Here is a 21,016-nt window from a genome sequence, read left to right as displayed (position 1 = left end):
TAAAATATCAAAATTGCCTATTTTTTGTATTTATGTTTATCTAAAAAACAAAATCTCAGATTTTTTATTCAAAATTGTCTTTTTAAGCGCACCTTATGTGCGAAATTTTGAAGCAGGCCATTATGGTTGTGCTATATGCAGTTACGCTTTGTTACAATGCGGTCTCTTCACATTTCTTAATACAATAATCATGAATCATTCGGTTTCTTGGTCGTCCAAACTTGGATTTGTGCTTGCTGCGGCAGGTTCGGCAATCGGCTTGGGTGCAATTTGGAAATTCCCGTACACCGCGGGGACAAACGGTGGGGCGGTGTTTTTCCTGCTGTTTTTGCTTTTTACGATTTTGGTGGCATTACCTGTGCAGCTTGCCGAGTTTTATATCGGCAGGACGGGCGGTAAAAATGCCATCGATTCTTTCAAGACCCTGCGCCCGGGTTCGCAATGGCCGTGGGTGGGGCGTATGGGGGTGGCAGCCTGCTTTATCTTGCTGTCTTTTTACAGTGTCGTCGGTGGCTGGGTGTTGAACTACGTTGTCCATAGCTTTACCGGAGAAATCCATGCGGGTGCGGATTTTGAGGCATTATTCGGTGCGACCATTTCCAGTCCTGTAGGGTCGTTGTTTTATCAAGGGCTGTTCATGCTGATTACCATTTGGGTGGTTCAAGGCGGTGTGTCCGACGGGATTGAAAAAGCAAACCGTTACCTGATGCCGGGCCTGTTCATCCTGTTTATTGTTTTGGCTGTCCGTTCACTGACGCTGCCCGGGGCGATGGAAGGAGTATCTTTCCTGCTGAAACCCGACTGGTCGCATTTGAAGCCGCAAACCATGCTTACGGCTTTGGGTCAGGCATTTTTTGCGTTAAGTATCGGCGTGTCTGCGATGATTACTTATGCGTCTTATTTGGGTAAAGACCAAGATATGTTCCGTTCAGGCAATATCATTATGTGGATGAACCTTTTGGTTTCTCTGCTGGCTGGGCTGGTTATTTTTCCGGCGGTATTTGCTTTCGGATTCGAACCAAGTCAGGGGCCGGGTTTGATTTTTGTTGTTTTGCCTGCCGTGTTCATGAAAATGCCGTTGGGGCAGATTTTGTTTGCCGTCTTTATGCTGTTGGTGGTGTTTGCGACGCTGACTTCGGCGTTTTCGATGTTGGAAACCGTCATTGCCGCTACGATTCGTCAGGATGAGGGTAAACGCAGCCGCCATACTTGGCTGATTGGTACGGCAATTTTTATTGTCGGTATTCCCTCTGCTTTGTCTTTCGGTGTTTGGGGTGAGTTTAAAATCTTCGGAAAAACCGTTTTCGATTTGTGGGACTACCTGATTTCGGCAGTCATTATGCCGATTGGCGCATTGAGCGTTGCTGTGTTTACTGCGTGGGTTCAGGATAGGGAGTCCGTATTGGCGGATGCGGGTTCAGGCAGTAGCGTACCGAAAACCATTATCCGTCTTTGGTTGATGGTGTTGCGCTATGTTGCACCTTTGGCGATTGTCGTCGTATTTGTCAATTCCCTAGGCTTGATTTAAAAACTGTCCCAAAATGGCAAAGGTCGTCTGAAAATCTTGATTCGAGGTTTTCAGACGACCTTTTGACTTTTAAGTTTTGTTGTATTCGGGAGAGCCTGCCTTTTTTGCCAAATACAATGTTCAGGCTAGGGTTTCGATGCGGTTGTCGGGCATGACCAGCCAGACTTTTGCCTGTTTGGCGCGGGCTGCGGTACGGATGGTGGCTTCGTCCATGATGGAGAATGCGGTGGAGAAGGCATCGGCAACGGCGGCAGTCGGCGCCATGACGCTGACGCTGCGGTAGCGCGGTGTGGCCGTGCCGGTGCGCGGGTCGAAGAGGTGGGTGAACTTGCCGGCTTCGTCCATCACGGTACCGTAGCCGCCTGAGGTGGCGAAGGCTTGGTTTTGCATGGGGATGGTCAGGAGGGTGGCTTCTTCGTTTTGGGGATTGCGGATGCCGACGTTCCATGTGCGTTGGTTGTCGGTGTCGAAGCCGCGGATTTCGCCCATATCGACGAGGGCTTGGCGGATGCCGTGTTTTTGCAGCAGGGCGGTGATTTTGTCGGTGATGTAGCCTTGGGCGATGCCGTTGAGGGATAAGCCCATGCCTTTTTGTTCGAAGAGGATGGATTTTTGGTCGAAGACGACGTGTTTGAAGCCGACGAGCTTGAGGGTGCGCCGGATGTCCGGTTCGGACGGCGGGGTTTCGGCACGCGGGTTGCGGCGGAAATGGTCTGCATAAAGGTTCCACAGCACTTGGACGGTGGGGTCGAACGCGCCGTCTGTCAGGGCGTGGATGTCGCGGCAAATGCTCAACAGGGCGAGGAAATCGGGCGGCGGGTTGTTCAGACGACCTTCTTTGTTCAGTCGGTTGATGAGGCTGTCTTCGCGGTAGAGGCTGAAGATTTTTTCGAGGCGGGCGACTTCTGCGAGGACTTTGTTGACGAGGATTTCGGCTTCTTTGCGGTCAACGCCGAAGAGGCGGAGCTCGGCGCCGGAACCCAGCGCGATGCCTTTCCAAATGACGGGCTCGCCGGTAGTTGGTAACGGGGCAGGGCGGTTGCGGTTCAGGAGGAAGGGCGCGGCCGCTCCGGCGGCAGTCAGGGCGGCGATGGCGAAAAAACGGCGGCGGGTGAGCGGGATGTTCATGGGTTGGAATGGGTCGTCTGAAAAAGGGGCGGATTGTTGGAAGACTGGGAAAACCGGTTTATCTGGGCTTGCGTTTGAAGACGATGGGAAGGCTTTTTAGGAGCGCCGTCATTTCCGCATAGGATTTTATGGTTACGGAAAGGACGGCGGGCGACGGCTGAGGCTTGATTTGCGCTGCGGCAGAACTTGTTTTCCCGCCATTAAGCCTGCCTTCACGCTTTGGCACCAAGCATCAACCGCCCTATCAGTCGCCCATTGCCGCCAGTAGCTCTGCCTGATGTTCGGCAATCAGGGCGTTGGTGATTTCTTCCAAATCGCCGTCCATCACGAAATCCAGCTTGTGCAGGGTGAGGTTGATGCGGTGGTCGGTTACGCGGCCTTGCGGGTAGTTGTAGGTGCGGATGCGTTCGCTGCGGTCGCCGCTGCCGATAAGGGATTTGCGTTCGGCGGCTTCTTTGGCTTGGGCTTCGCGTTTTTGCGCATCGTTCAGGCGGGCGGCGAGGACTTTCATCGCCTGCGCCTTGTTGGCGTGTTGGCTGCGGCCGTCTTGGCATTCGACCACCATGCCTGTGGGCAGGTGGGTGATGCGGACGGCGGAGTCGGTTTTGTTGATGTGCTGACCGCCCGCGCCGGATGCGCGGAAGGTGTCGATGCGCAGGTCGGCGGGGTTCAGCTCGATGTTTTCGAGTTCGTCCGCTTCGGGCATGACGGCGACGGTACAGGCGGAAGTATGGATACGGCCTTGGCTTTCGGTGGCGGGAACGCGCTGTACGCGGTGGCCGCCTGATTCGAATTTCAGACGACTGTACGCGCCCAAACCGACAATACGGGCAATGACTTCTTTATAACCGCCCAACTCGCTTTCGTTGGCGGAGACGATTTCAACCTGCCAGCGGTTGCGCTCGGCGTAGCGGCTGTACATGCGCAGCAAATCGCCTGCAAACAGCGCGGCTTCGTCGCCGCCCGTTCCGGCACGCACTTCGATGAAGATGTTTTTGTCGTCGTCGGCATCTTTGGGCAGCAGCAGTTTTTGCAGTTCGGTATCGAGCGTGTCGATTTTGGCTTTCGCCGCTTCGATTTCTTCGGCGGCAAAGTCTTTCATTTCGGGGTCGGACAGCATTTCTTCGGCATCCGCCAAGTCGCTTTGCGCCAGCTGATAGTTTTGGAACACTTCGACCACGGGCGTCAATTCGGCGTGTTCGCGCGTGAGCTTGCGGTAGTTGTCCATGTCGGACGTGGCTTCGGGTTGTCCGAGGAGGTGGGTGACTTCTTCCAGTCGGTCGCTGAGTTGTTGTAGTTTTTCTAAGATAGACGGCTTCATAATTCTTCCATAACAAATGCCGTCGGGAGTCGTCCGCGACGGCGTGAGGAGGCGTTATTATAATGGGTTTGGTTGGAAATTCAAAAGGATATGACTGAAAAGGTCGTCTGAAAACTTTTCAGACGACCTTTTGATGGTTTAACGTTTATCCAATTTCCGCGCCAATGCGTTGCCGATGCTTTGAATCAGGATAACGAGCAGCACGAGGATGGCGACGATGAAGATGATGACTTCGGTTTGGTAGCGGTAGTAGCCGTAGCGGATGGCGAGGTCGCCCAAACCGCCGCCGCCTATCATGCCCGCTGCCGCGCTGTATGAGAGCAGGCCGATGGCGAGGACGGTGATGCTGGAAACCATGCCCGCGCGCGCTTCGTTCAAGAGGACTTTGCGGACGATGGCAAGCGGCGATGCGCCCATGGCGGTGGCGGCTTCAATCACGCCTTTAGGGACTTCGCGCAGGTTTTGTTCCACCAGTCGGGCGAAGTAAAACAGGCCGGACACGCTCAATACCAGCGAGGCGGCAATCGGGCCGATGGTGCTGCCGACGATGGCGCGGGTGGCGGGTATCATGGCAATCATCAGGATGACGAAGGGGAAGGCGCGCATCAGGTTGACTAAGTTGTCGAGCAGGAAATTTACCGGCTTGTTGTAATGAAGCTGGCGGTTGGAAGTCACGAAAAGCAAGACGCCCAAGAGCGTGCCGAAGATGACGGCAATCGTGGTGGACAGCCCGACCATGACGAAGGTTTCGCCCAAGGCACGGACGATTTCGTCTTTCATGCCGACGATGGTGGAAACGGCTTGTTCGAATGTTAAGTCTGCCATATCAGTCCTCCCGAATCAGTTCGCGCCCGATTTCGGATTGGGCGTGGATTTGGTTGCCGCGTACTTCGACGATTTCCACCACTTTTCCTTTATCCAAAAGGGCAGCGCGGTCGCACAGGCGGCGGATGACGCTCATTTCGTGGGTTACGATGACGATGGTAACGTTGAAGCGCTTGTTGATATCTTCTAGACATTCCAAGACGCTGCGCGTGGTGGCGGGGTCGAGGGCGGAAGTCGGTTCGTCGGCGAGGATGACTTGGGGTTTGGGTGCGAGCGCGCGGGCGATGCCGACGCGCTGTTTTTGTCCGCCGGAAAGCTGGGCGGGGTAGTGGTCGGCGCGTTCGGTCAAGCCGACGATTTCAAGGCATTCTTTAACGCGTTCTTTGATTTTTTCAGACGACCATCCGGCGATTTCCAAAGGAAAGGCAACATTGTCGGCGACGGTGCGATTGCTCAAAAGATTGAACTGCTGAAACACCATGCCGATATTCTGCCGCGCCTGACGCAATGCGGCGGCATCAAGCGCGGTCAGCTCTTGTCCGCACACATTGACCTTGCCGCTGTCGGGACGTTCCAACAGGTTAATCAGGCGCAGCAGGGTGGATTTGCCCGCGCCGGAATAGCCCATCAGACCGAAGATTTCGCCGTCTTGGATTTCGAGGCTGGTCGGCTCGACGGCGGCAAAACGGGTTTTGTCGCGCGTTTGGTAATGTTTGGAAACGTTGTCCAAAATAATCATAAATACTTCCTGATACTTCCGGAAAAAAAGAAGCCCGATGCTGTACACAACGGGCTTGGATATAAAGAAAGGAATAAAAACAGCAGAAAATGAAAATACGCTTTAGCTGTTCATGCCCGCAAGCTGTGTCAAATCGGCAATGTTAACTCAGATATGACTATAATCAAAATCGGTAACTTTGTCAAGTTTTGATATGATTTGTAATTTTAAAATAATAAATTGTCAGCTTATTTGCCGAAAAGCTCCGCCACCATGCGTGCTTCTTCCTCGGTATAAGCCGCGCCGTTGAGCTTCGCAGTCAGGATAAATTCGCCGCTTAACCCTTGTTCGGCGCAGGTTTCGCGCCAACCTTGAAGTCGTTCTTCATCGCTGGCTTTTCGTTTCAGACGACCTATGGTTTGTGCGGCCTGTTTGGTTTGTTCGTTCATTAGCGTTCCTTAACAAAGGGAAACAAAGGGCAAAGGTCGTCTGAAAACGGTTTTCAGACGACCTTTGCTATTCCTCTTTACACTGTTTGCGAATATTGGGCTTTAGTTTCCCTGTGGCGCAGGTGGTAGTCAAACACCATGGCGATATTGCGTATCAGGAAGCGGCCTTTGGGGGTAACGGTCAGTCCGTGCGGTTTCAGGCGGACGAGTCCGAGGGAGGCAAGTTGTTCCAAGTCGGCAAGTTCGTCTTTGAAATAGCGGTCGAACGGGATACCGAACACGCTTTCGTAGATTCGGTAATCCAAGGAGAAACGGCACATCAAATCTTGGATGATATTGCGGCGCAAAAGGTCGTCCTGATTGAGTTGGTAGCCGCGCATGATGGGCAGGTGTCCGGCATCGAGCGCGGCATAGTAGGCGTCGATGTCGCGTTCGTTTTGGGAGTAGGTGCTGCCGATTTTGCCGATGGAGGATACGCCGATGGCAACTAAATCGCAGTCCGCGTAGGTCGAGTAGCCTTGGAAGTTGCGCTGGAGGAAGCCTTCTTTGAGGGCGATGGAAAGTTCGTCATCGGGTTTGGCGAAGTGGTCCATACCGATGAAGACGTAGCCGCGTTCGGTCAGGGTTTGGACGCAGTATTGCAGCATATCGAGTTTTTCTTCGCTGCCGGGAACGGCTTCGGTATCGATGCGGCGTTGCGGCTTGAAGATATGCGGCAGGTGGGCGTAGTGATAAAGGGCAAGGCGGTCGGGATCGAGCGACAAGACAGTGTCGATGGTGGTTTTAATGCTTTCGGCGGTTTGGTGCGGCAGACCGTAAATCAAATCGACGCTGACGGATTTGAATCCGGCTTCGCGGGCGGCATCGATGACTTTTTTGGTTTCGTCGTAGCTTTGGATGCGGTTGACTGCTGCCTGCACTTTGGGATCAAAGTCCTGAATGCCGACGCTCATGCGGTTGAAGCCGAGCTTACCGAGCATGAGGACAGTTTCGCGGCTGACTTTGCGCGGGTCGATTTCGATGGAGTATTCGCCGCCAGGGATCAGTTGGAAGTGTTTGCGTATCATGCGGAATACGCGTTCGATTTGGTCGTCGCTCAAGAAAGTCGGCGTACCGCCGCCGAAGTGCAGTTGCGCGAGCTGATGCCGTCCGCCCAGATGCGGGGCGAGCAGCTCCATTTCTTTTTCAAGGTATTCGATGTAGGCATCGGCGCGGCTTTTGTCTTTGGTGATGATTTTATTGCAGCCGCAGTAGTAACAAATGGTGTTGCAGAAGGGGATGTGGATATAAAGCGAAAGGGGCTTGTTCAAAGCCCCCATACCGCGCTGATTCAAGGCATTGATATATTCGGCTTCGCGAAATCCGTCATGAAAACGGTCGGCTGTGGGGTAGGAAGTGTAGCGCGGACCGCTGGAAGGAAGGCTGGCGATGAGTTCGCGGTCGAACTCAGGCTTGTCATCGTTTCTATTGTGATTATTTTGTATCGGTATTACTTTCATGGCGTGTGCGTGATTAGAGTAATGAAGTTAGGCAATTTTCGGATAGTTTGGTAGAATGCCACAGTATGATAAACCTGTCTTGATATGTGTCAATAACTTACGTAATCATGACAGGATAAAAACCTTAATTTTAAGGGTGTTTTATGACCACACACAATGCTATGCATCAGATGAAAACCCTGTGTTCTTCCTGTTCGCTGCGTGAACTCTGCCTGCCTGTCGGGCTTTTGCCCAATGAGTTTGCACAATTGGACGCGGTCATCCGACAGAGCCGCCGCTTGAAGAAGGGTGAATATCTGTTCCGCACCGGTGAGCCTTTCGCGTCGCTGTTTGCCATCCGTGCCGGTTTTTTCAAAACCACGGTTGCCAGTCAGGACGGTCGCGATCAGGTTACCGGCTTTTTTATGTCCGGCGAACTCATCGGTATGGACGGCATTTGTTCCCATGTCCACAGCTGCGACGCGGTGGCTTTGGAAGACAGCGAAGTGTGTGAGCTGCCCTTCACCCACATCGAAGAGCTGGGACACAACATCCCCAGCCTGAGAAGCCATTTTTTCCGGTTGATGAGCCGCGAAATCGTGCGTGACCAAGGTGTGATGCTGCTTTTGGGCAATATGCGCGCCGAAGAACGTCTGGCAGCGTTTTTGCTGAACTTATCCCAACGCCTTTACTCGCGCGGATTTGCCGCTAATGATTTCATCTTGCGGATGTCGCGCGAAGAAATCGGCAGCTATTTGGGACTGAAACTGGAAACCGTCAGCCGCACACTGTCCAAGTTCCACCATGAAGGTCTAATTTCGGTCGAACACAAACACATTAAAATCCTCGACTCGCAAGCCCTCAAAAAAATGGTATCCGGCTGTTCGCACGCCATCTGACGGATACCGAAACCATTTCAAACTTCAAACAGAATCCAAGGTCGTCTGAAAATTTTCAGACGACCTTCTTCATAAAAACCAATTATGAAACACAAGAAAAAACTCATTGCCTTGACCGCTGTCTGCGCCCTGCTCGCCTACTGGCTTTATCCCGATCAACATCCCGTTTACCCCGCAAGCGACCATTACGACCCGAAAACGCAAACCTTCTTCAACCCCGAACCGCAGCAGAAACCGACCGGCCTGACCGGCGCATTTTGGAAGATTCTGACCGACCCGCAGGCAACGCGCCCGCCCAAACCTCTGCCTACCGTCAAGCCCGATTGGCAAACCTTCCTCGCCGCACCCGAAGGGAAAAGCCGTTTCGTCTGGTTCGGGCATTCCACCCTATTGATGCGGATCGGCGGGCAAACCGTCATTACCGACCCCGTTTTCGGCAATTCCCCATCCCCATCACCATGAAACGCTTCCAGCCTGCCCCCTCAGAAATCGACGAACTGCCGCCCGTCGATGTCATCCTGATTTCACACAGCCACTACGATCACCTCGAAAAAGACAGCGTGCAAGCACTCAATTCAAAAGGCAACAGCCATTTCATCGTCTCACTCGGCATGGGCGTACTGCTGAAAAAATGGGGCGTGCCGCAAGAGCGCATTACCGAACTCGATTGGTGGCAAAGCACCGAACGCAACGGCATCCGCTACACCGCACTACCTGCCCGTCACGATTCATCCCGAACCCTGACCGACCACAACCAAGCCCTGTGGTCCAGCTTTGCCATCGAACACGGCAGCGAAAAATTCTATTTTCACGGCGACTCGGCACAAGGCAGCCATTTCGACAAAATCGCCGAAAAATTCAACGGGTTTGATATCGCGTTCATCGAAAACGGGCAATACAGCGAACATTGGCCCAACAATCACCTCTTCCCCGAGCAAACCGCCCGCTATGCCGCACAGCTTGCTCCCAAACGCTTCATGCCCATCCACTGGGGCGCCTACGCCATGGCACTGCACGCTTGGAACGAACCCCTGCTACAAAGCCTCCCGCTGGCACGCAGCTTGGGTGTCAATCCGTTGACTCCGCTGATGGGGCAAGTCTTCGATGCTGATACCGCCACGCAAGACTGGTTTGCAGAGCCTTTAGAATCAAGCTGCTGCACAGTTTATTGAAAATTTCCATCATTTTTATTAATTTAATACAAAGAAATTCTTAGAGCGTGTTCATAGTCTTCGTAGCAGGACTCCCAAGAAAGCCAAAGCTACCATTTGCAGACTGGTACTCAACTTACGCTCGCAGTTTTTCCAAAGCCGCCTGTTCTTTTCCAACCAGGAAAAGCTGCGCTCTACTACCCATCGCTTCGGCAATACTGCAAAACGGTGCAATTCGTTTCGTTTGGCAATCTCTACCTCCGCACCAATCAACTCCTGTACCGACGAAGCAAATGCCTTACCCGTGTAACCACCGTCAGCAAGGATTTTTTGTATCGCACCAAGATTATCCCGCCCACGTTCCAATGCCACCAGGCAGCCTTTTCTATCCGTAACATCCGCCGTCGTTACCGCAAGGGCATGCGGCAAACCTTGCGTGTCAACCGCTATATGTCGCTTGATACCGCTAACCTTCTTGCCCGCATCGTAGCCTTTTTCCATGGCGGTATCCGTGTTCTTCACACTCTGCGCATCAATAATCAGGAAAGTAGTTGCTTCATGGCGCCCCTGCTTGCGGTGCTCCGCAACTACCTGATTTTTTTAATGCTTCCTCAAGGATGCTGATGCCACTCTCGCGTGGTTCGGTCCATCTCTGGAAGTAGGAATGCACGGTGCGCCATTTGGGGAAGTCGCCCGGCAAAGCGCGCCAGGAGCAGCCAGTGCGTTGCAGGTAGAGAATGGCACAAAAGACATCGTACAAGTCCACCTGGCGTGGCGCTGTGCGTTTACGGGCACTTTCCAGCAGGGGAAGGAGAGGCGCAAATTGCTCGCGACTGATATCGCTTGGGTAGGTTTTTCTGTTCATGCCGATAGTTTACAGCAGAGGCTGAGACAATGAACACGTTCTTATGCAAAAAACTTCGCATGTTATCCCTTTATTATTCACAGTTTTCATTGCTTTACTCATCGTCTGGTCGGGTATCAATCCGTCCGACCGCGCCGTTTGGTACGCCGAAATCATTCCTGTTTCGATCGTATTTATCTCACTCATCGCTACCTACCGCTGTTTCCGTTTCAGTAATCTGGCTTATGTATTCATGAGTTTCTGGCTGATTATGCATACCATCGGTTCTTACTACACTTTCGCCGATGTGCCCTTCGATTGGGCAAACCGCCTGCTTGCGCCGTTTTTAGGCGAAGGACGCAACCATTTTGACCGCGTCGGACACTATAGTCAATTAAAATCAAAATAGGACAGTAACGCATCGTCAAATCGGGCGTAATCAGACAATACGGTTCGCAGATACCGCTTAATATTCGCCCACACCTTCTCAATCGGGTTGAGCTCAGGTGAATAAGGTGCAAGAGGCAATACCTTATGTCCCCATTTTCCCGCCATTTCCCGTAAAACACCCATACGGTGAAATCGCGCATTATCTAAAATAATCACCGATTTTTGAGTCAATGCAGGCAGTAGGCATTGCTGAAACCACGCTTCAAAAAAGACTCCGGTCATCGTATTTTGATAAACCATCGGAGCAATCAGCCGGTTGCCGACTTGTGCGGACACCAGAGATAAGCGTCGGTATCTTTTTCCACTTATCTGCGCTTTCACTATTTGCCCTTTCGGGCTGCGGGCATAGGGACGGAACAGGTAGCGGTCAAATCCTGTTTCATCCAAATAAACACGTTGGTAGCCGGAAAATTCGGCCAGCTGTGTCAAATAATGCGTTACTTTGGCCGGGTCTTGTTCTTTGTAAGTGGTGGTCTTTTTTTGCGCGTCATCCCCATCTGTTTGAGTGCATAGCAAACGGCGGCTGGCGTACAATCAAAATGTTTGGCGATTTCATGCAGATAGGCATCCTGGTGCTGCTCAACATATTGAGCCAGTTTTTGCCTATCCAATTTTACGGCATTTAGACCGGTAACTTGATGTTTTAGGCTGCCTGTTTGTTTTTTAAGGCGAATCCACAGGTAAAGCGTGTTTCTTGACAAATTAAACGTTGCTGCGGTTTGGCTGATGTTTTTGCATTGTTCGTAATAGTTTAAAGCTTTGTTTCTTAAGTCCGCAGAGTATGCCATGGTTAGACCTTCAAAGTTGAGTATTGTACTATTTTGTTTTTAATTGATTATACATCATCGGTTTCTACGCCTATCCGATGGCAGAATGGTTGTTGCGCCGTAAACTCTGCCGTCCTGCGCTTGCCCTGTTTTTCTCCTTGTTCTTCATCATGAGCGTGGCAGCGGCTTACGAAATCATCGAATGGCAGTATGCGGTGATTGACGGCGGCGAAGCAGGTTTGGAAGTACTCGGTTCGCAAGGCGATATTTGGGATGCGCAAAAAGACATGCTCGCTGATACGCTAGGCGCGTTAACGTCACTGGTAGTGTTTATATTGACACGACCGGATAAGCGTTTGAAAACAGGTTGACAGGTTTTAAAGAAATGGGAAAAACAATAGGTCGTCTGAAACCTTATTTCGGTTTTCAGACGACCTTAAAGAAGCTTAAATCATTCGTTGTAAATTAACGGTCGATGTTAACGGGTTCGCAGTTTTTCACGATGAAGCGGTTGCGTGAGTCGGTTACGCCCACAACTTCGGAAGTGGTGTGGGTGTTTTTGTCGATGTAACCGGCAGACATAGAGAAGCCGCGTTTGTTGGTGAATGTTGTACCGGTGCTGTCTGATTGACGTTTGTCAACGCGCAGGCTGATTTGTTTACCGGCTGCATTTGCAGATGCGCCAACTGCATTACCACTGCGGTCAAATTCGTAAACGACATTCAGTTTTTTACCGTTGTCGCATTTGTAAGGAACGTAGCCAGCAGGAGCAGCAGCGGCAGTCATGGAAACACCGGCAGTCAGAACGGCTACAATAGCGGCAGATAAGAATTTCATCTGGTATTACTCCATAAAGTGAGAAAAGAGTGATGTGTGGCGTGGACTATCCGGCGCCATCCTTGCTTTGTTTTGAAAGCAGAACATATTTTATCCGTTCCGAAAAAATATACAATATGCAGATATGCAAAGCTATACAAAGAAATTTTCGAGAAGGGTTATTCTGGTTGTACGAAATTAAATAAGTTGAAAATTTATCATAACAAAATAACTTATTTTATTGTTTTTCTTTTATTTTCGGGTATTGATTTTTTTATAAAAGTTTATCATCAAAGCAAGTACCTGAAAGCCTCTGCACAACACTAACCCCAAGTTAGATATTAAGTATGTTGTTTTTCGGGTGCTGCCCTGATTGGGTATAAAAAGCGATACAAGGTCGTCTGAAAAAGGTTTCCAGCCACAAAATGCTGATGATTGGAGATTTTCGATTCGGTACAGCTTATTTTTAACATATTTCGGCATGAAATATCCGAAATGTCTGTTAGATAATCTCTTGATTTACGTTAAAATACGCCTTTTTTTGTGAAGGTCGTCTGAAAAAAGACGGAGAGAATGATGTCTGAACAACACACACACGCTTCGACTTGGAAAAGCAAAATCAATGCACTGGGGCCCGGAATCATGATGGCTTCGGCGGCGGTCGGCGGTTCGCACCTGATTGCCTCGACGCAGGCGGGCGCGCTTTACGGCTGGCAGCTTGCGTTGATTATCATTTTGACCAACCTCTTCAAATATCCGTTTTTCCGTTTCAGCGCGCATTACACGCTGGATACGGGCAAAAGCCTGATTGAAGGCTATGCGGAGAAAAGCCGCGTTTATTTGTGGGTATTCCTGATTTTGTGCGTTATCTCGGCAACGATTAACGCGGGTGCGGTCGCCATCGTGACCGCTGCCATCGTCAAAATGGCAATTCCCTCGCTGACGCTGAATGTCGGCGCAATCTCCGCACTGATTATGGCTTCCTGCCTGATTATCTTGGCAAGCGGACGCTACAAGGCTTTGGACAACGTTTCCAAAATCATCATCGTCAGCCTGACGATTGCCACAGTCGCCGCCGCCGCCATCGCCATGTCGCGCGGCATGCAGATGAAGTCCGACTTTATCGAACCTACCCCATGGACACTGGCAGGCTTGGGCTTCTTAATTGCGCTGATGGGCTGGATGCCCGCGCCGATTGAAATTTCAGCGATCAACTCATTGTGGGTTACTGAAAAACAACGCATCAATCCTTCCAGCTACCGCGACGGTATTTTCGACTTCAACGTCGGCTACATCACCAGCGCGGTGTTGGCAGTCGTCTTCCTCGCCTTGGGCGCGTATGTGCAGTACGGCAACGGTGAGGCAGTGCAGATGGCGGGTGGCAAATACGTCGGGCAACTGATCAATATGTACGCCGTCACCATCGGCGACTGGTCGCGTCCGATGGTCGCATTCATCGCCTTCGCCTGCATGTACGGTACAACGATTACCGTAGTGGACGGCTACGCGCGCGCGATTGCCGAGCCGGTGCGCCTGCTGCGCGGCAAAGACAAAACGGGCAACATCGAACTGTTCGCTTGGAACGTTTGGGTCGCAGGTACGGGCTTGGCAGTGATTTTCTGGTTCAACAGCGCGATGGCGGAGCTGCTCAAATTCGCCATGATTACCGCCTTCGTTTCTGCCCCCGTGTTCGCTTGGTTGAACTACCGCCTCGTCAAAGGCGACAAACGCCACAAGCTGACGGCAGGTATGGACCTCCTCGCCATCCTCGGCTTGATTTACCTGACTGGGTTTACGGTTTTGTTCCTGCTGAACCTGACAGGCATCTTGGCTGCACCTAAGTAAGCCCAATCAAAACAAAGGTCGTCTGAAAACCGGATTTTGGTTTTCAGACGACCTTTTTGTTATGGGTTTGGTTTGGGGAAGAAGTTATTTATTGGTATAGGTGAATGATATTACGAAGTTCATGATTATAATCAATAATTCGTAAAACCTATTTGAAATAAGATGAAAGAAGGTCGTCTGAAAATCTTAGTTTGAGATTTCAGACGACCTTCTTCAGTAGGGCAGCCCCTTACGCTTCTTCCGCTTTGCTGCGGATAATCAGAAGCGGCAGGTGGCTTTGGCGCATAACGGTTTCGGCGAAGCTGCCCATCAGGAGGTGCATCAGGCCGGTGCGGCCGTGTGTGCCGAGTACCAGCAGGTCGGCGCCGTTTTCATCGGCGTAATCGACCAAATCCTGCGCCATTTCGCGCGCGCCTTTGTTGGCGACCAGCAGGTGTTTGACAATGTTTTCCACGCCGTTTTCGCGGGCGGTTTTTTCAGCGAAGTCCAAGACTTCGTTGCCTTGGGCGACGGCGGCGGCCTCGTAGCTTTCGTGTTGCAGGAATTCGGGGGCGAGCGCCATGTATTCGGCGGGGTTGGCGACGTGTACCAAAGTCAGGCGGGCGTTGTTGACGCTTGCCAACTCGGCGGCGTGTTTCAGGGCGTTGAGGGAAGTTTCGCTGCCGTCAACGGCTACAACCAGATGTTTGTACATAGTTCATTCTCCTTTTGCGCCGCAGGCGGCACTTTGTTTCATGCGGTTGGGAAGGGTCCGATATGAAACGATTATAGACTCTTTCGGGCTGCTGCAACAGCCCGTCTGCTTTCCAGTATAATATGTGTCGGACTCGTTCGCAGCGTTTTGCGTTGATTTTCATTCATTTATTGATATATCACAAGGTTGGGTATGAACGACACCGTTTTTCTTCCTTCGCGCCGTTTTGGCGGTATTGCCAGGCTCTACGGAGATGAAGCACTGGCGCGGTTTTCGCACGCGCACGTCTGCGTGGTCGGCGTGGGCGGGGTAGGCTCTTGGGCGGTGGAGGCTTTGGCGCGGACGGGCATCGGTCGTTTGACCTTGATTGATTTGGACAACGTCGCCGAGTCCAATGTCAACCGCCAGCTTCATGCGCTGACCGACGATTTCGGCAAGGCGAAGGTGACGGCGTTGCGCGAACGCATTGCTCAAATCAATCCGCAATGCGAAGTGGAGGAAATCGAGGATTTTGTGACGGAAGACAATCTCGAAACGCTTTTCAGACGACCTTTCGACTTTGTGATCGACGCGATAGACCAAGTGCGTGTCAAGGCGGCGATGGCGGCTTATTTTGTGCGGCACAATCAGCCGTTTATCCTCAGCGGCGGCGCGGGCGGACAGAAAAATCCGGCATTGATTCAAACCGCTGATTTGAGCCGCGTTACCCACGACCCGCTGCTTGCCAACCTGCGCTACACCTTGCGCAAACGCTACGGCTTCAGCCGCGATACCAAAGAAAAAATGCGCGTGCCGTGTGTGTTCTCGACTGAGAACATTACGCCGCCGCAATCTGGCGAAGCGTGTTCGACCGATACCGCGCCGCAAGGGCTGTCCTGCGCGGGCTATGGCGCGAGTATGCTGGTGACGGCTTCGTTTGGGCTGTATTGTGCGCAGGCGGCGGTAGAACATATTGCGGGACGGAAGTGAGATGAATCGATTTTTTAAAGCCTACTTTATCAGTAGCCTGATTTATGCGGTTGTCTTCGGTTTGCTGGTGTACAGTGTCGGTTTGCTGTTTTCAGGATTCGAATGTTTTGATATTGACGCTGACAATGAACAGTATGCAGAGTATTGTCTGCGAGCTGCTGAAATGTCGGCTTTTGAGAAAGTGTCTTTGAAGTTTTTCTTCTTTCCGTTTTTATCCGTGATGTTATTGTCCCTACTCAATGCCGGCATTATGAAGTGGACCAAACGCTGTACAACTTCGATGACTCTTGCCTTGCCTATTATCGAATGGTTGATTGTTTGGTTCGTTTTTTTGCTGTGGAAGTGGAGTAGTCTGGATAGTAGTTGGACGGCAATAACGGGACTTCTTTTTTTCGGATTGCCTGTTTATGGCATGGCAGCAGTTCAAGCCCTGAGTGTGTTGGTCTCTTCTGCAAATGCCAATCAGAAAATTTGATGTGGGTTTAAGCCTTTTGAAATTTATTTTTTCAGACGACCTTTTTTGCCTATGAACCGATTTTTCAAAGCCTATTTTATTGCCAGCCTGATTTATGCGGTGTGGTTCGGCGTGTTGATGTATGCCGTCGATCCGATGTTTGGCGCAATGGGATGCGACATACAGTCGGGCGATTATTTGTGTTTTCAGGACGGCTCTCCGCGGCCGTTTACCAATTTCCTTTATCCCTTCCTGTCCGTTCCGATATTCAGCCTTTTGCACGCTGCCATCATGAAGTGGCGCAAACGCTGCTCGGTCGGGATGATTTGGTTTTTGGTCGGCTGCGAATGGCTGCTATTGTCGGTTTGGATAATTGCGATGCTGGCACGCGATGGCTTTGTGTTTTCCCGCGATGCCGTTACGGTGCTGACCGGTTCGTTTTTCGCCGTTTTGCCGCTGCTGGGCATGGCGTTGGCGCAAACGCTTGCCATTGCCATCGCTTCTTTGAAAAGCCAACGCAAAAAAGGCTGATTTTTGTTTTGCCGCACTCGTTTGGGCGAAACCCGCTGCGTTTTCAGACGACCCCGTTATTGATTAACCACCCATCGAACCTAATAAGAAAAAGCTCCTCTAAACATGCCTTCAGAACACCTTATTCCTTCCGCTGCGGCAACGTCGTCTGAACACACTGTCGCGTGGGTATTCGGTCAACCCGTAACCGATTTGCCGCAGGATTTGTTTATTCCGCCCGATGCTTTGAAGGTTGTCTTAAGCAGCTTCCAAGGGCCGTTGGATTTGCTGCTTTACCTTATCCGCAAACAGAATATCGACGTTCTCGATATTCCGATGGTAAAGATTACCGAGCAATATCTGCACTATATCGCCCAAATGGAAGCGTATCAGTTTGATTTGGCGGCGGAATATCTTTTGATGGCGGCGATGCTGATTGAAATCAAATCTCGCCTGCTGCTGCCGCGTTCCGAAGAGGTCGAGGATGAAGAGGCGGATCCGCGTGCCGAGCTGGTGCGCCGCCTTTTGGCTTACGAACAGATGAAGCTGGCGGCGCAGGGTTTGGATGCGTTGCCGCGCGCGGGACGGGATTTTGCTTGGGCGTATCTGCCGTTGGAAATCGCGGTCGAGGCGAAGCTGCCGGAGGTGTATGTCGCCGATTTGACGCAGGCGTGGCTGGGCATTTTGTCGCGTGCGAAACATACGCGCAGCCATGAAGTGATTCAGGAAACCATTTCCGTGTGCGCGCAGATGACGGCGGTTTTACGTCGTCTGAACGAGAGCGGGATATGCAAATTCAGCGATTTGTTCAAACCGGAGCAGGGCGCGGCATATGTGGTCGTCAATTTCATTGCGCTCTTGGAGCTTGCCAAAGAAGGTTTGGTCCGCATCGTCCAGCCGGACAACTACGGCGAAATCGAAATCAGCCTGAAACAGGAAAATTTAGAACGCCCGGAAGCGGAAGAGGGCGTTTCAGACGACCCCTACGCCGACGTTGAAGGCGAAACGGCATGATGATTTCACGCTTGGCAAACCCATACCCATTTCCATCAACTGTCCTTTATATAGTGGATTAAATTTAAATCAGGACAAGGCGACGAAGCCGCAGACAGTACAGATAGTACGGAACCGATTCACTTGGTGCTTCAGCACCTTAGAGAATCGTTCTCTTTGAGCTAAGGCGAGGCAACGCCGTACTGGTTTAAAGTTAATCCACTATAAACAAACAGGTACGAATTTATGAACAGTGTTTCCCCGCTCAACCGTAAAGCCTCGCTGTGGGCGGTCGGTTTGATGTTGTTCGCTTTGTTTTTCGGTGCGGGCAATCTGATTTTTCCCGCTTATCTCGGACAACAGGCGGGGGAAAGCTGGTTCTCTGCGATGACGGGTTTCCTGTTGACCGGCGCGGGCCTACCGCTGTTGGGCGTGATTGCCATCGGCTATTCCGGTTCGCGCGATGTGCAGGCGCTGGCATCCAGGGTTGCGCCTTGGTACGGCGTGGCGTTTGCCGTCGCACTGTATTTGTCCATCGGGCCTTTGTTTGCCATGCCGCGTACGGCGACGGTGTCGTTTGAGATTGCCGTTGCGCCGTTTTTGAATGAAAGCCAGAAAATAGTCGGGCTGGCGGCGTTCAGCGTGGCGTTTTTCGGCGTGGCGTATTGGCTGTCGATGTCGCCGGGCAAGCTGGTGGACCGCATCGGTAAAATCCTGACCCCCGTATTGCTTTTGACGATTGCCGTTTTGGTCGGCTACGCCGCGTTGAATCCGATGGGCGTTCCCGCTGCGGCACAAGGCGATTTTGCCCTCCGTCCGTTCATAAAAGGCATTTTGGAAGGCTACGGCACAATGGACGCACTCGCTTCGCTGGTGTTCTCCATTATCGTCATTGACGCCGTGCGCGCGATGGGTGTGGACAACCGCTCCGATCTGCTGCGGACGACCGCCGTTTCAGGCATCGTTGCCGCATCTTGTCTGGCATTGGTGTACCTCTTCATCGGCTATATGGGCGCGACAAGCGTGTCAGGCTTGGGACTTCAGGAAAACGGCGCGGAAGTGTTGTCGAAAACGGCAAATTTCTACTTCGGCGTCCCCGGAAACATCCTCTTGGGCGTCATCGTCCTGCTCGCCTGCTTGAGTACCGCCGTCGGACTGATTACATCATGTTCCGAATATTTCAACCGCCTGTGTCCCGGCATTCCTTACAAAATATTCGTCGTCATCAATACGGTCGTGTCTATGGCGTTGGCGAACAAAGGCCTGTCCTCCATCCTGACTTTCTCCATCCCGATGCTGATGCTGCTGTACCCGCTGACCATCGTCATCATCCTGCTGGTCTTCCTGCACAAACTGTTCGGCGGCAGCCGCATCGTCTATTTCTGCACCATGATGGCAACGCTGGCAGTCGGTTTGCTCGATGCCTATAAAGCCGCGTTCGGTTTCAGCGAAGAAGTCGCCACCGACATCAACGGCGCACTGCCGCTTTACAACGTCGGACTGGGTTGGCTGCTGCCCGCAACCGTCGGCTTTATTTTAGGGTGCATCCTGAACGCCGCGATCAAGAAAAAACATAAGGCTTAAATCACAAAACAAAGGTCGTCTGAAAGATTTCAGACGACCTTTTCAACGCTTCTCCAACCAAAAAAAGTAACACCCGCCCGTCTAACCGTGTTCTAATAATGCTTTACATTTACGCTGAACGAGAGAAAAGCCATGACCGCACCTCAAACGCCCGTTATCCGCTCCCTGCTCGACACCGACCTGTACAAGTTCACCATGCTTCAGGTGATACTGCACCAATTCCCCCAAACCCACAGCCTTTACGAGTTCCGCTGTCGCAACACCGACATGGTTTACCCGCTTGCCGACATCCAAAGCGACTTGGAACGAGAACTTGACGCGCTCTGCCAACTGCGCTTTACCCACGACGAACTCGACTACCTGCGCAGCCTGCGCTTCATCAAAAGCGACTTTGTCGACTATCTCGAACTCTTCCAGCTGCAACGCCGCTTCGTCAAAGTCAGCCCCGACAATGAAGGTCGTCTGAACATCCGCATCGAAGGCCCCATGATTCAGGCGATGTTCTTTGAAATCTTCATCCTCGCCATCGTCAACGAACTCTACTTCCGCCGTCTCGAAACCCCCGCCGTCATTGAAGAAGGCGAACGCCGCCTCCAAGCCAAAGCGCAACGCCTCAAAGAAATCTCCGCCGCGCAAAACCCCGACGATCCGCCGTTCCTCATCTCCGACTTCGGCACCCGCCGCCGCTACACCCTCGACTGGCAGGAACACGTCATCCGAACCCTGCTTGAAGCCGCTCCCGACATCGTGCGCGGCACCAGCAACGTTTATCTCGCCAAAAAAATCGGCATCACCCCCATCGGCACGATGGCGCACGAGTTCCTCCAAGCCTTCCAAGCCCTCGATGTGCGCCTGCGCAATTTCCAAAAAGCCGCCCTCGAAAGCTGGGTACACGAATACCGCGGCGACCTCGGTATCGCATTAACCGACGTGGTCGGCATGGACGCCTTCCTGCGCGACTTCGACCTCTATTTCGCCAAGCTCTTCGACGGTCTGCGTCACGACAGCGGCGACCCCTATGTATGGGGCGATAAAGCGCACGCCCACTACAAAAAACTCAAAATCGACAGCCGCACCAAAATGCTGACCTTCTCCGACGGTCTGGACATCGAACGCTCGTGGGCGTTGCACCAATATTTCAAAGACCGATTCAAAACCAGCTTCGGTATCGGTACCAACCTCACCAACGACATGGGCCATACCCCGCTGAACATCGTTTTGAAACTCGTCGAGTGCAACGGTCAGTCCGTCGCCAAACTCTCCGACTCTCCGGGCAAAACCATGACCACCAACAAAACCTTCCTCGCCTACCTGCGTCAGGTGTTTGACGTTCCCGAGCCGAAGGCAGAGGAGTGATTAACTGAAGAAAAGGCAAAAGGTCGTCTGAAAACTCGGATTCGAGGTTTTCAGACGACCTTTTGATTGTGAAAAACGCTTGGAATATAAAGTTTGAAATAGGCAAAGACAAATAAACAGCCCGGTCAAAAATGACCGAGCTGTTGAATTTTTGGTCGGAGTGAAAGGATTCGAACCTTCGACCCCTTGCACCCCATGCAAGTGCGCTACCAGACTGCGCCACACTCCGACTTGATA

Annotated in this window: 19 protein-coding genes, 1 tRNA gene and 4 pseudogenes; 13 read left to right on the top strand and 11 right to left on the bottom strand. The window is 52.0% G+C overall.

Annotated features, from left to right (window positions below; all coding sequences use genetic code 11):
* Window positions 1-190: 190 nt before the first annotated feature.
* Window positions 191-1,528, top strand: coding sequence for a sodium-dependent transporter (locus MON37_RS07820; protein ID WP_082013614.1), 1,338 nt, complete (start codon window positions 191-193; stop codon window positions 1,526-1,528).
* A gap of 120 nt (window positions 1,529-1,648) precedes the next feature.
* On the opposite strand, the gene MON37_RS07815 is transcribed toward MON37_RS07820, so the two are convergent.
* The 6 genes from MON37_RS07815 to hemN form a co-directional block, all read right to left on the bottom strand.
* Complete coding sequence (locus MON37_RS07815; RefSeq protein WP_039406904.1) at window positions 1,649-2,656, bottom strand: FAD:protein FMN transferase; 1,008 nt, start codon at window positions 2,654-2,656, stop codon at window positions 1,649-1,651.
* A 244-nt stretch (window positions 2,657-2,900) separates the two neighbouring features.
* Window positions 2,901-3,977 (bottom strand): peptide chain release factor 1, encoded by a 1,077-nt coding sequence (gene prfA, locus MON37_RS07810; RefSeq protein ID WP_039406907.1) that lies wholly within the window; start codon window positions 3,975-3,977, stop codon window positions 2,901-2,903.
* A 138-nt stretch (window positions 3,978-4,115) separates the two neighbouring features.
* Window positions 4,116-4,802: a methionine ABC transporter permease gene (locus MON37_RS07805; RefSeq protein ID WP_003777092.1), complete on the bottom strand. Its 687-nt coding sequence runs from the start codon at window positions 4,800-4,802 to the stop codon at window positions 4,116-4,118.
* 1 nt (window position 4,803) lies between these two features.
* Window positions 4,804-5,541: a methionine ABC transporter ATP-binding protein gene (locus tag MON37_RS07800; RefSeq protein ID WP_003759974.1), complete on the bottom strand. Its 738-nt coding sequence runs from the start codon at window positions 5,539-5,541 to the stop codon at window positions 4,804-4,806.
* A gap of 227 nt (window positions 5,542-5,768) precedes the next feature.
* Window positions 5,769-5,969 (bottom strand): hypothetical protein, encoded by a 201-nt coding sequence (locus MON37_RS07795; protein ID WP_019270508.1) that lies wholly within the window; start codon window positions 5,967-5,969, stop codon window positions 5,769-5,771.
* A 77-nt stretch (window positions 5,970-6,046) separates the two neighbouring features.
* Window positions 6,047-7,468 carry an oxygen-independent coproporphyrinogen III oxidase gene (gene hemN, locus MON37_RS07790; protein ID WP_039406912.1) on the bottom strand — a complete coding sequence of 474 codons (1,422 nt, stop codon included), beginning with the start codon at window positions 7,466-7,468 and terminating at the stop codon, window positions 6,047-6,049.
* 143 nt (window positions 7,469-7,611) lie between these two features.
* On the opposite strand from hemN, the gene fnr reads away from it, so the two are divergent.
* Window positions 7,612-8,346 (top strand): fumarate/nitrate reduction transcriptional regulator Fnr, encoded by a 735-nt coding sequence (fnr, locus tag MON37_RS07785; RefSeq protein ID WP_009311137.1) that lies wholly within the window; start codon window positions 7,612-7,614, stop codon window positions 8,344-8,346.
* 84 nt (window positions 8,347-8,430) lie between these two features.
* Window positions 8,431-9,518 (top strand): annotated as a pseudogene (locus MON37_RS07775) (MBL fold metallo-hydrolase).
* 51 nt (window positions 9,519-9,569) lie between these two features.
* Here MON37_RS07775 and MON37_RS07770 read toward each other — a convergent pair.
* A protein-coding gene (locus tag MON37_RS07770) for an IS5 family transposase (RefSeq protein ID WP_234403659.1) occupies window positions 9,570-10,362 on the bottom strand; the annotation gives its coding sequence in 2 pieces (ribosomal slippage) (window positions 9,570-10,097 and window positions 10,099-10,362; 792 coding nt in all).
* A gap of 43 nt (window positions 10,363-10,405) precedes the next feature.
* Here MON37_RS07770 and MON37_RS07765 point away from each other — a divergent pair.
* Window positions 10,406-10,729: pseudogene (locus MON37_RS07765) on the top strand (DUF2238 domain-containing protein); the annotation flags it as partial.
* A 2-nt stretch (window positions 10,730-10,731) separates the two neighbouring features.
* Here the strand turns inward: MON37_RS07765 and MON37_RS07760 are convergent.
* Window positions 10,732-11,579 (bottom strand): IS630 family transposase gene (locus MON37_RS07760; RefSeq protein ID WP_242883592.1). Its coding sequence is split into 2 segments (ribosomal slippage): window positions 10,732-11,264 and window positions 11,264-11,579, totalling 849 coding nucleotides; the frame shifts between segments, so codons are not numbered across the junction.
* Window positions 11,580-11,629: 50 nt separating this feature from the next.
* On the opposite strand from MON37_RS07760, the pseudogene MON37_RS07755 reads away from it, so the two are divergent.
* Window positions 11,630-11,929, top strand: a pseudogene (locus tag MON37_RS07755) (DUF2238 domain-containing protein); the annotation flags it as partial.
* A 94-nt stretch (window positions 11,930-12,023) separates the two neighbouring features.
* Here the strand turns inward: MON37_RS07755 and MON37_RS07750 are convergent.
* A complete protein-coding gene (locus MON37_RS07750) occupies window positions 12,024-12,395 on the bottom strand; it encodes an ACP-like domain-containing protein (protein WP_003740987.1) in 372 nt (123 codons plus the stop codon).
* Between the two features lie 555 nt (window positions 12,396-12,950).
* On the opposite strand from MON37_RS07750, the gene MON37_RS07745 reads away from it, so the two are divergent.
* The gene (locus MON37_RS07745; protein ID WP_039408768.1) at window positions 12,951-14,219 is read left to right on the top strand and encodes an Nramp family divalent metal transporter; all 1,269 of its coding nucleotides are present in this window, start codon (window positions 12,951-12,953) and stop codon (window positions 14,217-14,219) included.
* A gap of 229 nt (window positions 14,220-14,448) precedes the next feature.
* Here the strand turns inward: MON37_RS07745 and MON37_RS07740 are convergent, their stop codons facing one another.
* Window positions 14,449-14,913: a universal stress protein gene (locus MON37_RS07740; protein ID WP_003755397.1), complete on the bottom strand. Its 465-nt coding sequence runs from the start codon at window positions 14,911-14,913 to the stop codon at window positions 14,449-14,451.
* Between the two features lie 192 nt (window positions 14,914-15,105).
* Between MON37_RS07740 and MON37_RS07735 the strand changes: the two genes are divergently transcribed.
* From MON37_RS07735 to pncB, 7 genes and pseudogenes are all read left to right on the top strand, one after another.
* Window positions 15,106-15,882 carry a tRNA threonylcarbamoyladenosine dehydratase gene (locus tag MON37_RS07735; RefSeq protein WP_039408762.1) on the top strand — a complete coding sequence of 259 codons (777 nt, stop codon included), beginning with the start codon at window positions 15,106-15,108 and terminating at the stop codon, window positions 15,880-15,882.
* Between the two features lies 1 nt (window position 15,883).
* Entirely contained in the window at window positions 15,884-16,357 is a 474-nt protein-coding gene (locus MON37_RS07730) for a hypothetical protein (RefSeq protein ID WP_039408759.1), read from the top strand.
* Window positions 16,358-16,408: 51 nt separating this feature from the next.
* Window positions 16,409-16,867: a hypothetical protein gene (locus tag MON37_RS07725; RefSeq protein ID WP_039408756.1), complete on the top strand. Its 459-nt coding sequence runs from the start codon at window positions 16,409-16,411 to the stop codon at window positions 16,865-16,867.
* 105 nt (window positions 16,868-16,972) lie between these two features.
* A complete protein-coding gene (locus MON37_RS07720; RefSeq protein WP_039408754.1) occupies window positions 16,973-17,860 on the top strand; it encodes a segregation and condensation protein A in 888 nt (295 codons plus the stop codon).
* Window positions 17,861-17,909: 49 nt separating this feature from the next.
* Window positions 17,910-17,972 (top strand): annotated as a pseudogene (locus MON37_RS07715) (transposase); the annotation flags it as partial.
* Between the two features lie 113 nt (window positions 17,973-18,085).
* The gene (gene brnQ, locus MON37_RS07710; protein ID WP_039408752.1) at window positions 18,086-19,423 is read left to right on the top strand and encodes a branched-chain amino acid transport system II carrier protein; all 1,338 of its coding nucleotides are present in this window, start codon (window positions 18,086-18,088) and stop codon (window positions 19,421-19,423) included.
* Between the two features lie 132 nt (window positions 19,424-19,555).
* On the top strand, window positions 19,556-20,779 hold the full coding sequence (pncB, locus tag MON37_RS07705; RefSeq protein WP_039408749.1) for a nicotinate phosphoribosyltransferase: 1,224 nt from the start codon (window positions 19,556-19,558) through the stop codon (window positions 20,777-20,779).
* Between the two features lie 152 nt (window positions 20,780-20,931).
* Here the strand turns inward: pncB and MON37_RS07700 are convergent.
* Window positions 20,932-21,008: transfer RNA gene (locus tag MON37_RS07700), tRNA-Pro, on the bottom strand.
* Window positions 21,009-21,016 lie beyond the last annotated feature (8 nt).

This window comes from Morococcus cerebrosus, from assembly GCF_022749515.1.
Lineage (GTDB): Bacteria > Pseudomonadota > Gammaproteobacteria > Burkholderiales > Neisseriaceae > Neisseria > Neisseria cerebrosa.
The sequence above is the reverse complement of the archived record's forward strand: the minus strand, read 5'-3'. Positions and strand labels throughout refer to the sequence as shown.

Excerpts from the sequence above, each read along its gene's own strand:
- brnQ (WP_039408752.1), top strand. The coding sequence starts at position 18,086 with ATGAACAGTGTTTCCCCGCTCAACCGTAAAGCCTCGCTGTGGGCGGTC.
- MON37_RS07735 (WP_039408762.1), top strand. The coding sequence starts at position 15,106 with ATGAACGACACCGTTTTTCTTCCTTCGCGCCGTTTTGGCGGTATTGCC.
- MON37_RS07820 (WP_082013614.1), top strand. The coding sequence starts at position 191 with ATGAATCATTCGGTTTCTTGGTCGTCCAAACTTGGATTTGTGCTTGCT.
- MON37_RS07730 (WP_039408759.1), top strand. The coding sequence starts at position 15,884 with ATGAATCGATTTTTTAAAGCCTACTTTATCAGTAGCCTGATTTATGCG.
- MON37_RS07815 (WP_039406904.1), bottom strand. The coding sequence starts at position 2,656 with ATGAACATCCCGCTCACCCGCCGCCGTTTTTTCGCCATCGCCGCCCTG.
- MON37_RS07750 (WP_003740987.1), bottom strand. The coding sequence starts at position 12,395 with ATGAAATTCTTATCTGCCGCTATTGTAGCCGTTCTGACTGCCGGTGTT.
- MON37_RS07725 (WP_039408756.1), top strand. The coding sequence starts at position 16,409 with ATGAACCGATTTTTCAAAGCCTATTTTATTGCCAGCCTGATTTATGCG.
- hemN (WP_039406912.1), bottom strand. The coding sequence starts at position 7,468 with ATGAAAGTAATACCGATACAAAATAATCACAATAGAAACGATGACAAG.
- fnr (WP_009311137.1), top strand. The coding sequence starts at position 7,612 with ATGACCACACACAATGCTATGCATCAGATGAAAACCCTGTGTTCTTCC.
- MON37_RS07800 (WP_003759974.1), bottom strand. The coding sequence starts at position 5,541 with ATGATTATTTTGGACAACGTTTCCAAACATTACCAAACGCGCGACAAA.
- MON37_RS07745 (WP_039408768.1), top strand. The coding sequence starts at position 12,951 with ATGTCTGAACAACACACACACGCTTCGACTTGGAAAAGCAAAATCAAT.
- MON37_RS07795 (WP_019270508.1), bottom strand. The coding sequence starts at position 5,969 with ATGAACGAACAAACCAAACAGGCCGCACAAACCATAGGTCGTCTGAAA.
- MON37_RS07720 (WP_039408754.1), top strand. The coding sequence starts at position 16,973 with ATGCCTTCAGAACACCTTATTCCTTCCGCTGCGGCAACGTCGTCTGAA.
- prfA (WP_039406907.1), bottom strand. The coding sequence starts at position 3,977 with ATGAAGCCGTCTATCTTAGAAAAACTACAACAACTCAGCGACCGACTG.
- pncB (WP_039408749.1), top strand. The coding sequence starts at position 19,556 with ATGACCGCACCTCAAACGCCCGTTATCCGCTCCCTGCTCGACACCGAC.
- MON37_RS07740 (WP_003755397.1), bottom strand. The coding sequence starts at position 14,913 with ATGTACAAACATCTGGTTGTAGCCGTTGACGGCAGCGAAACTTCCCTC.
- MON37_RS07805 (WP_003777092.1), bottom strand. The coding sequence starts at position 4,802 with ATGGCAGACTTAACATTCGAACAAGCCGTTTCCACCATCGTCGGCATG.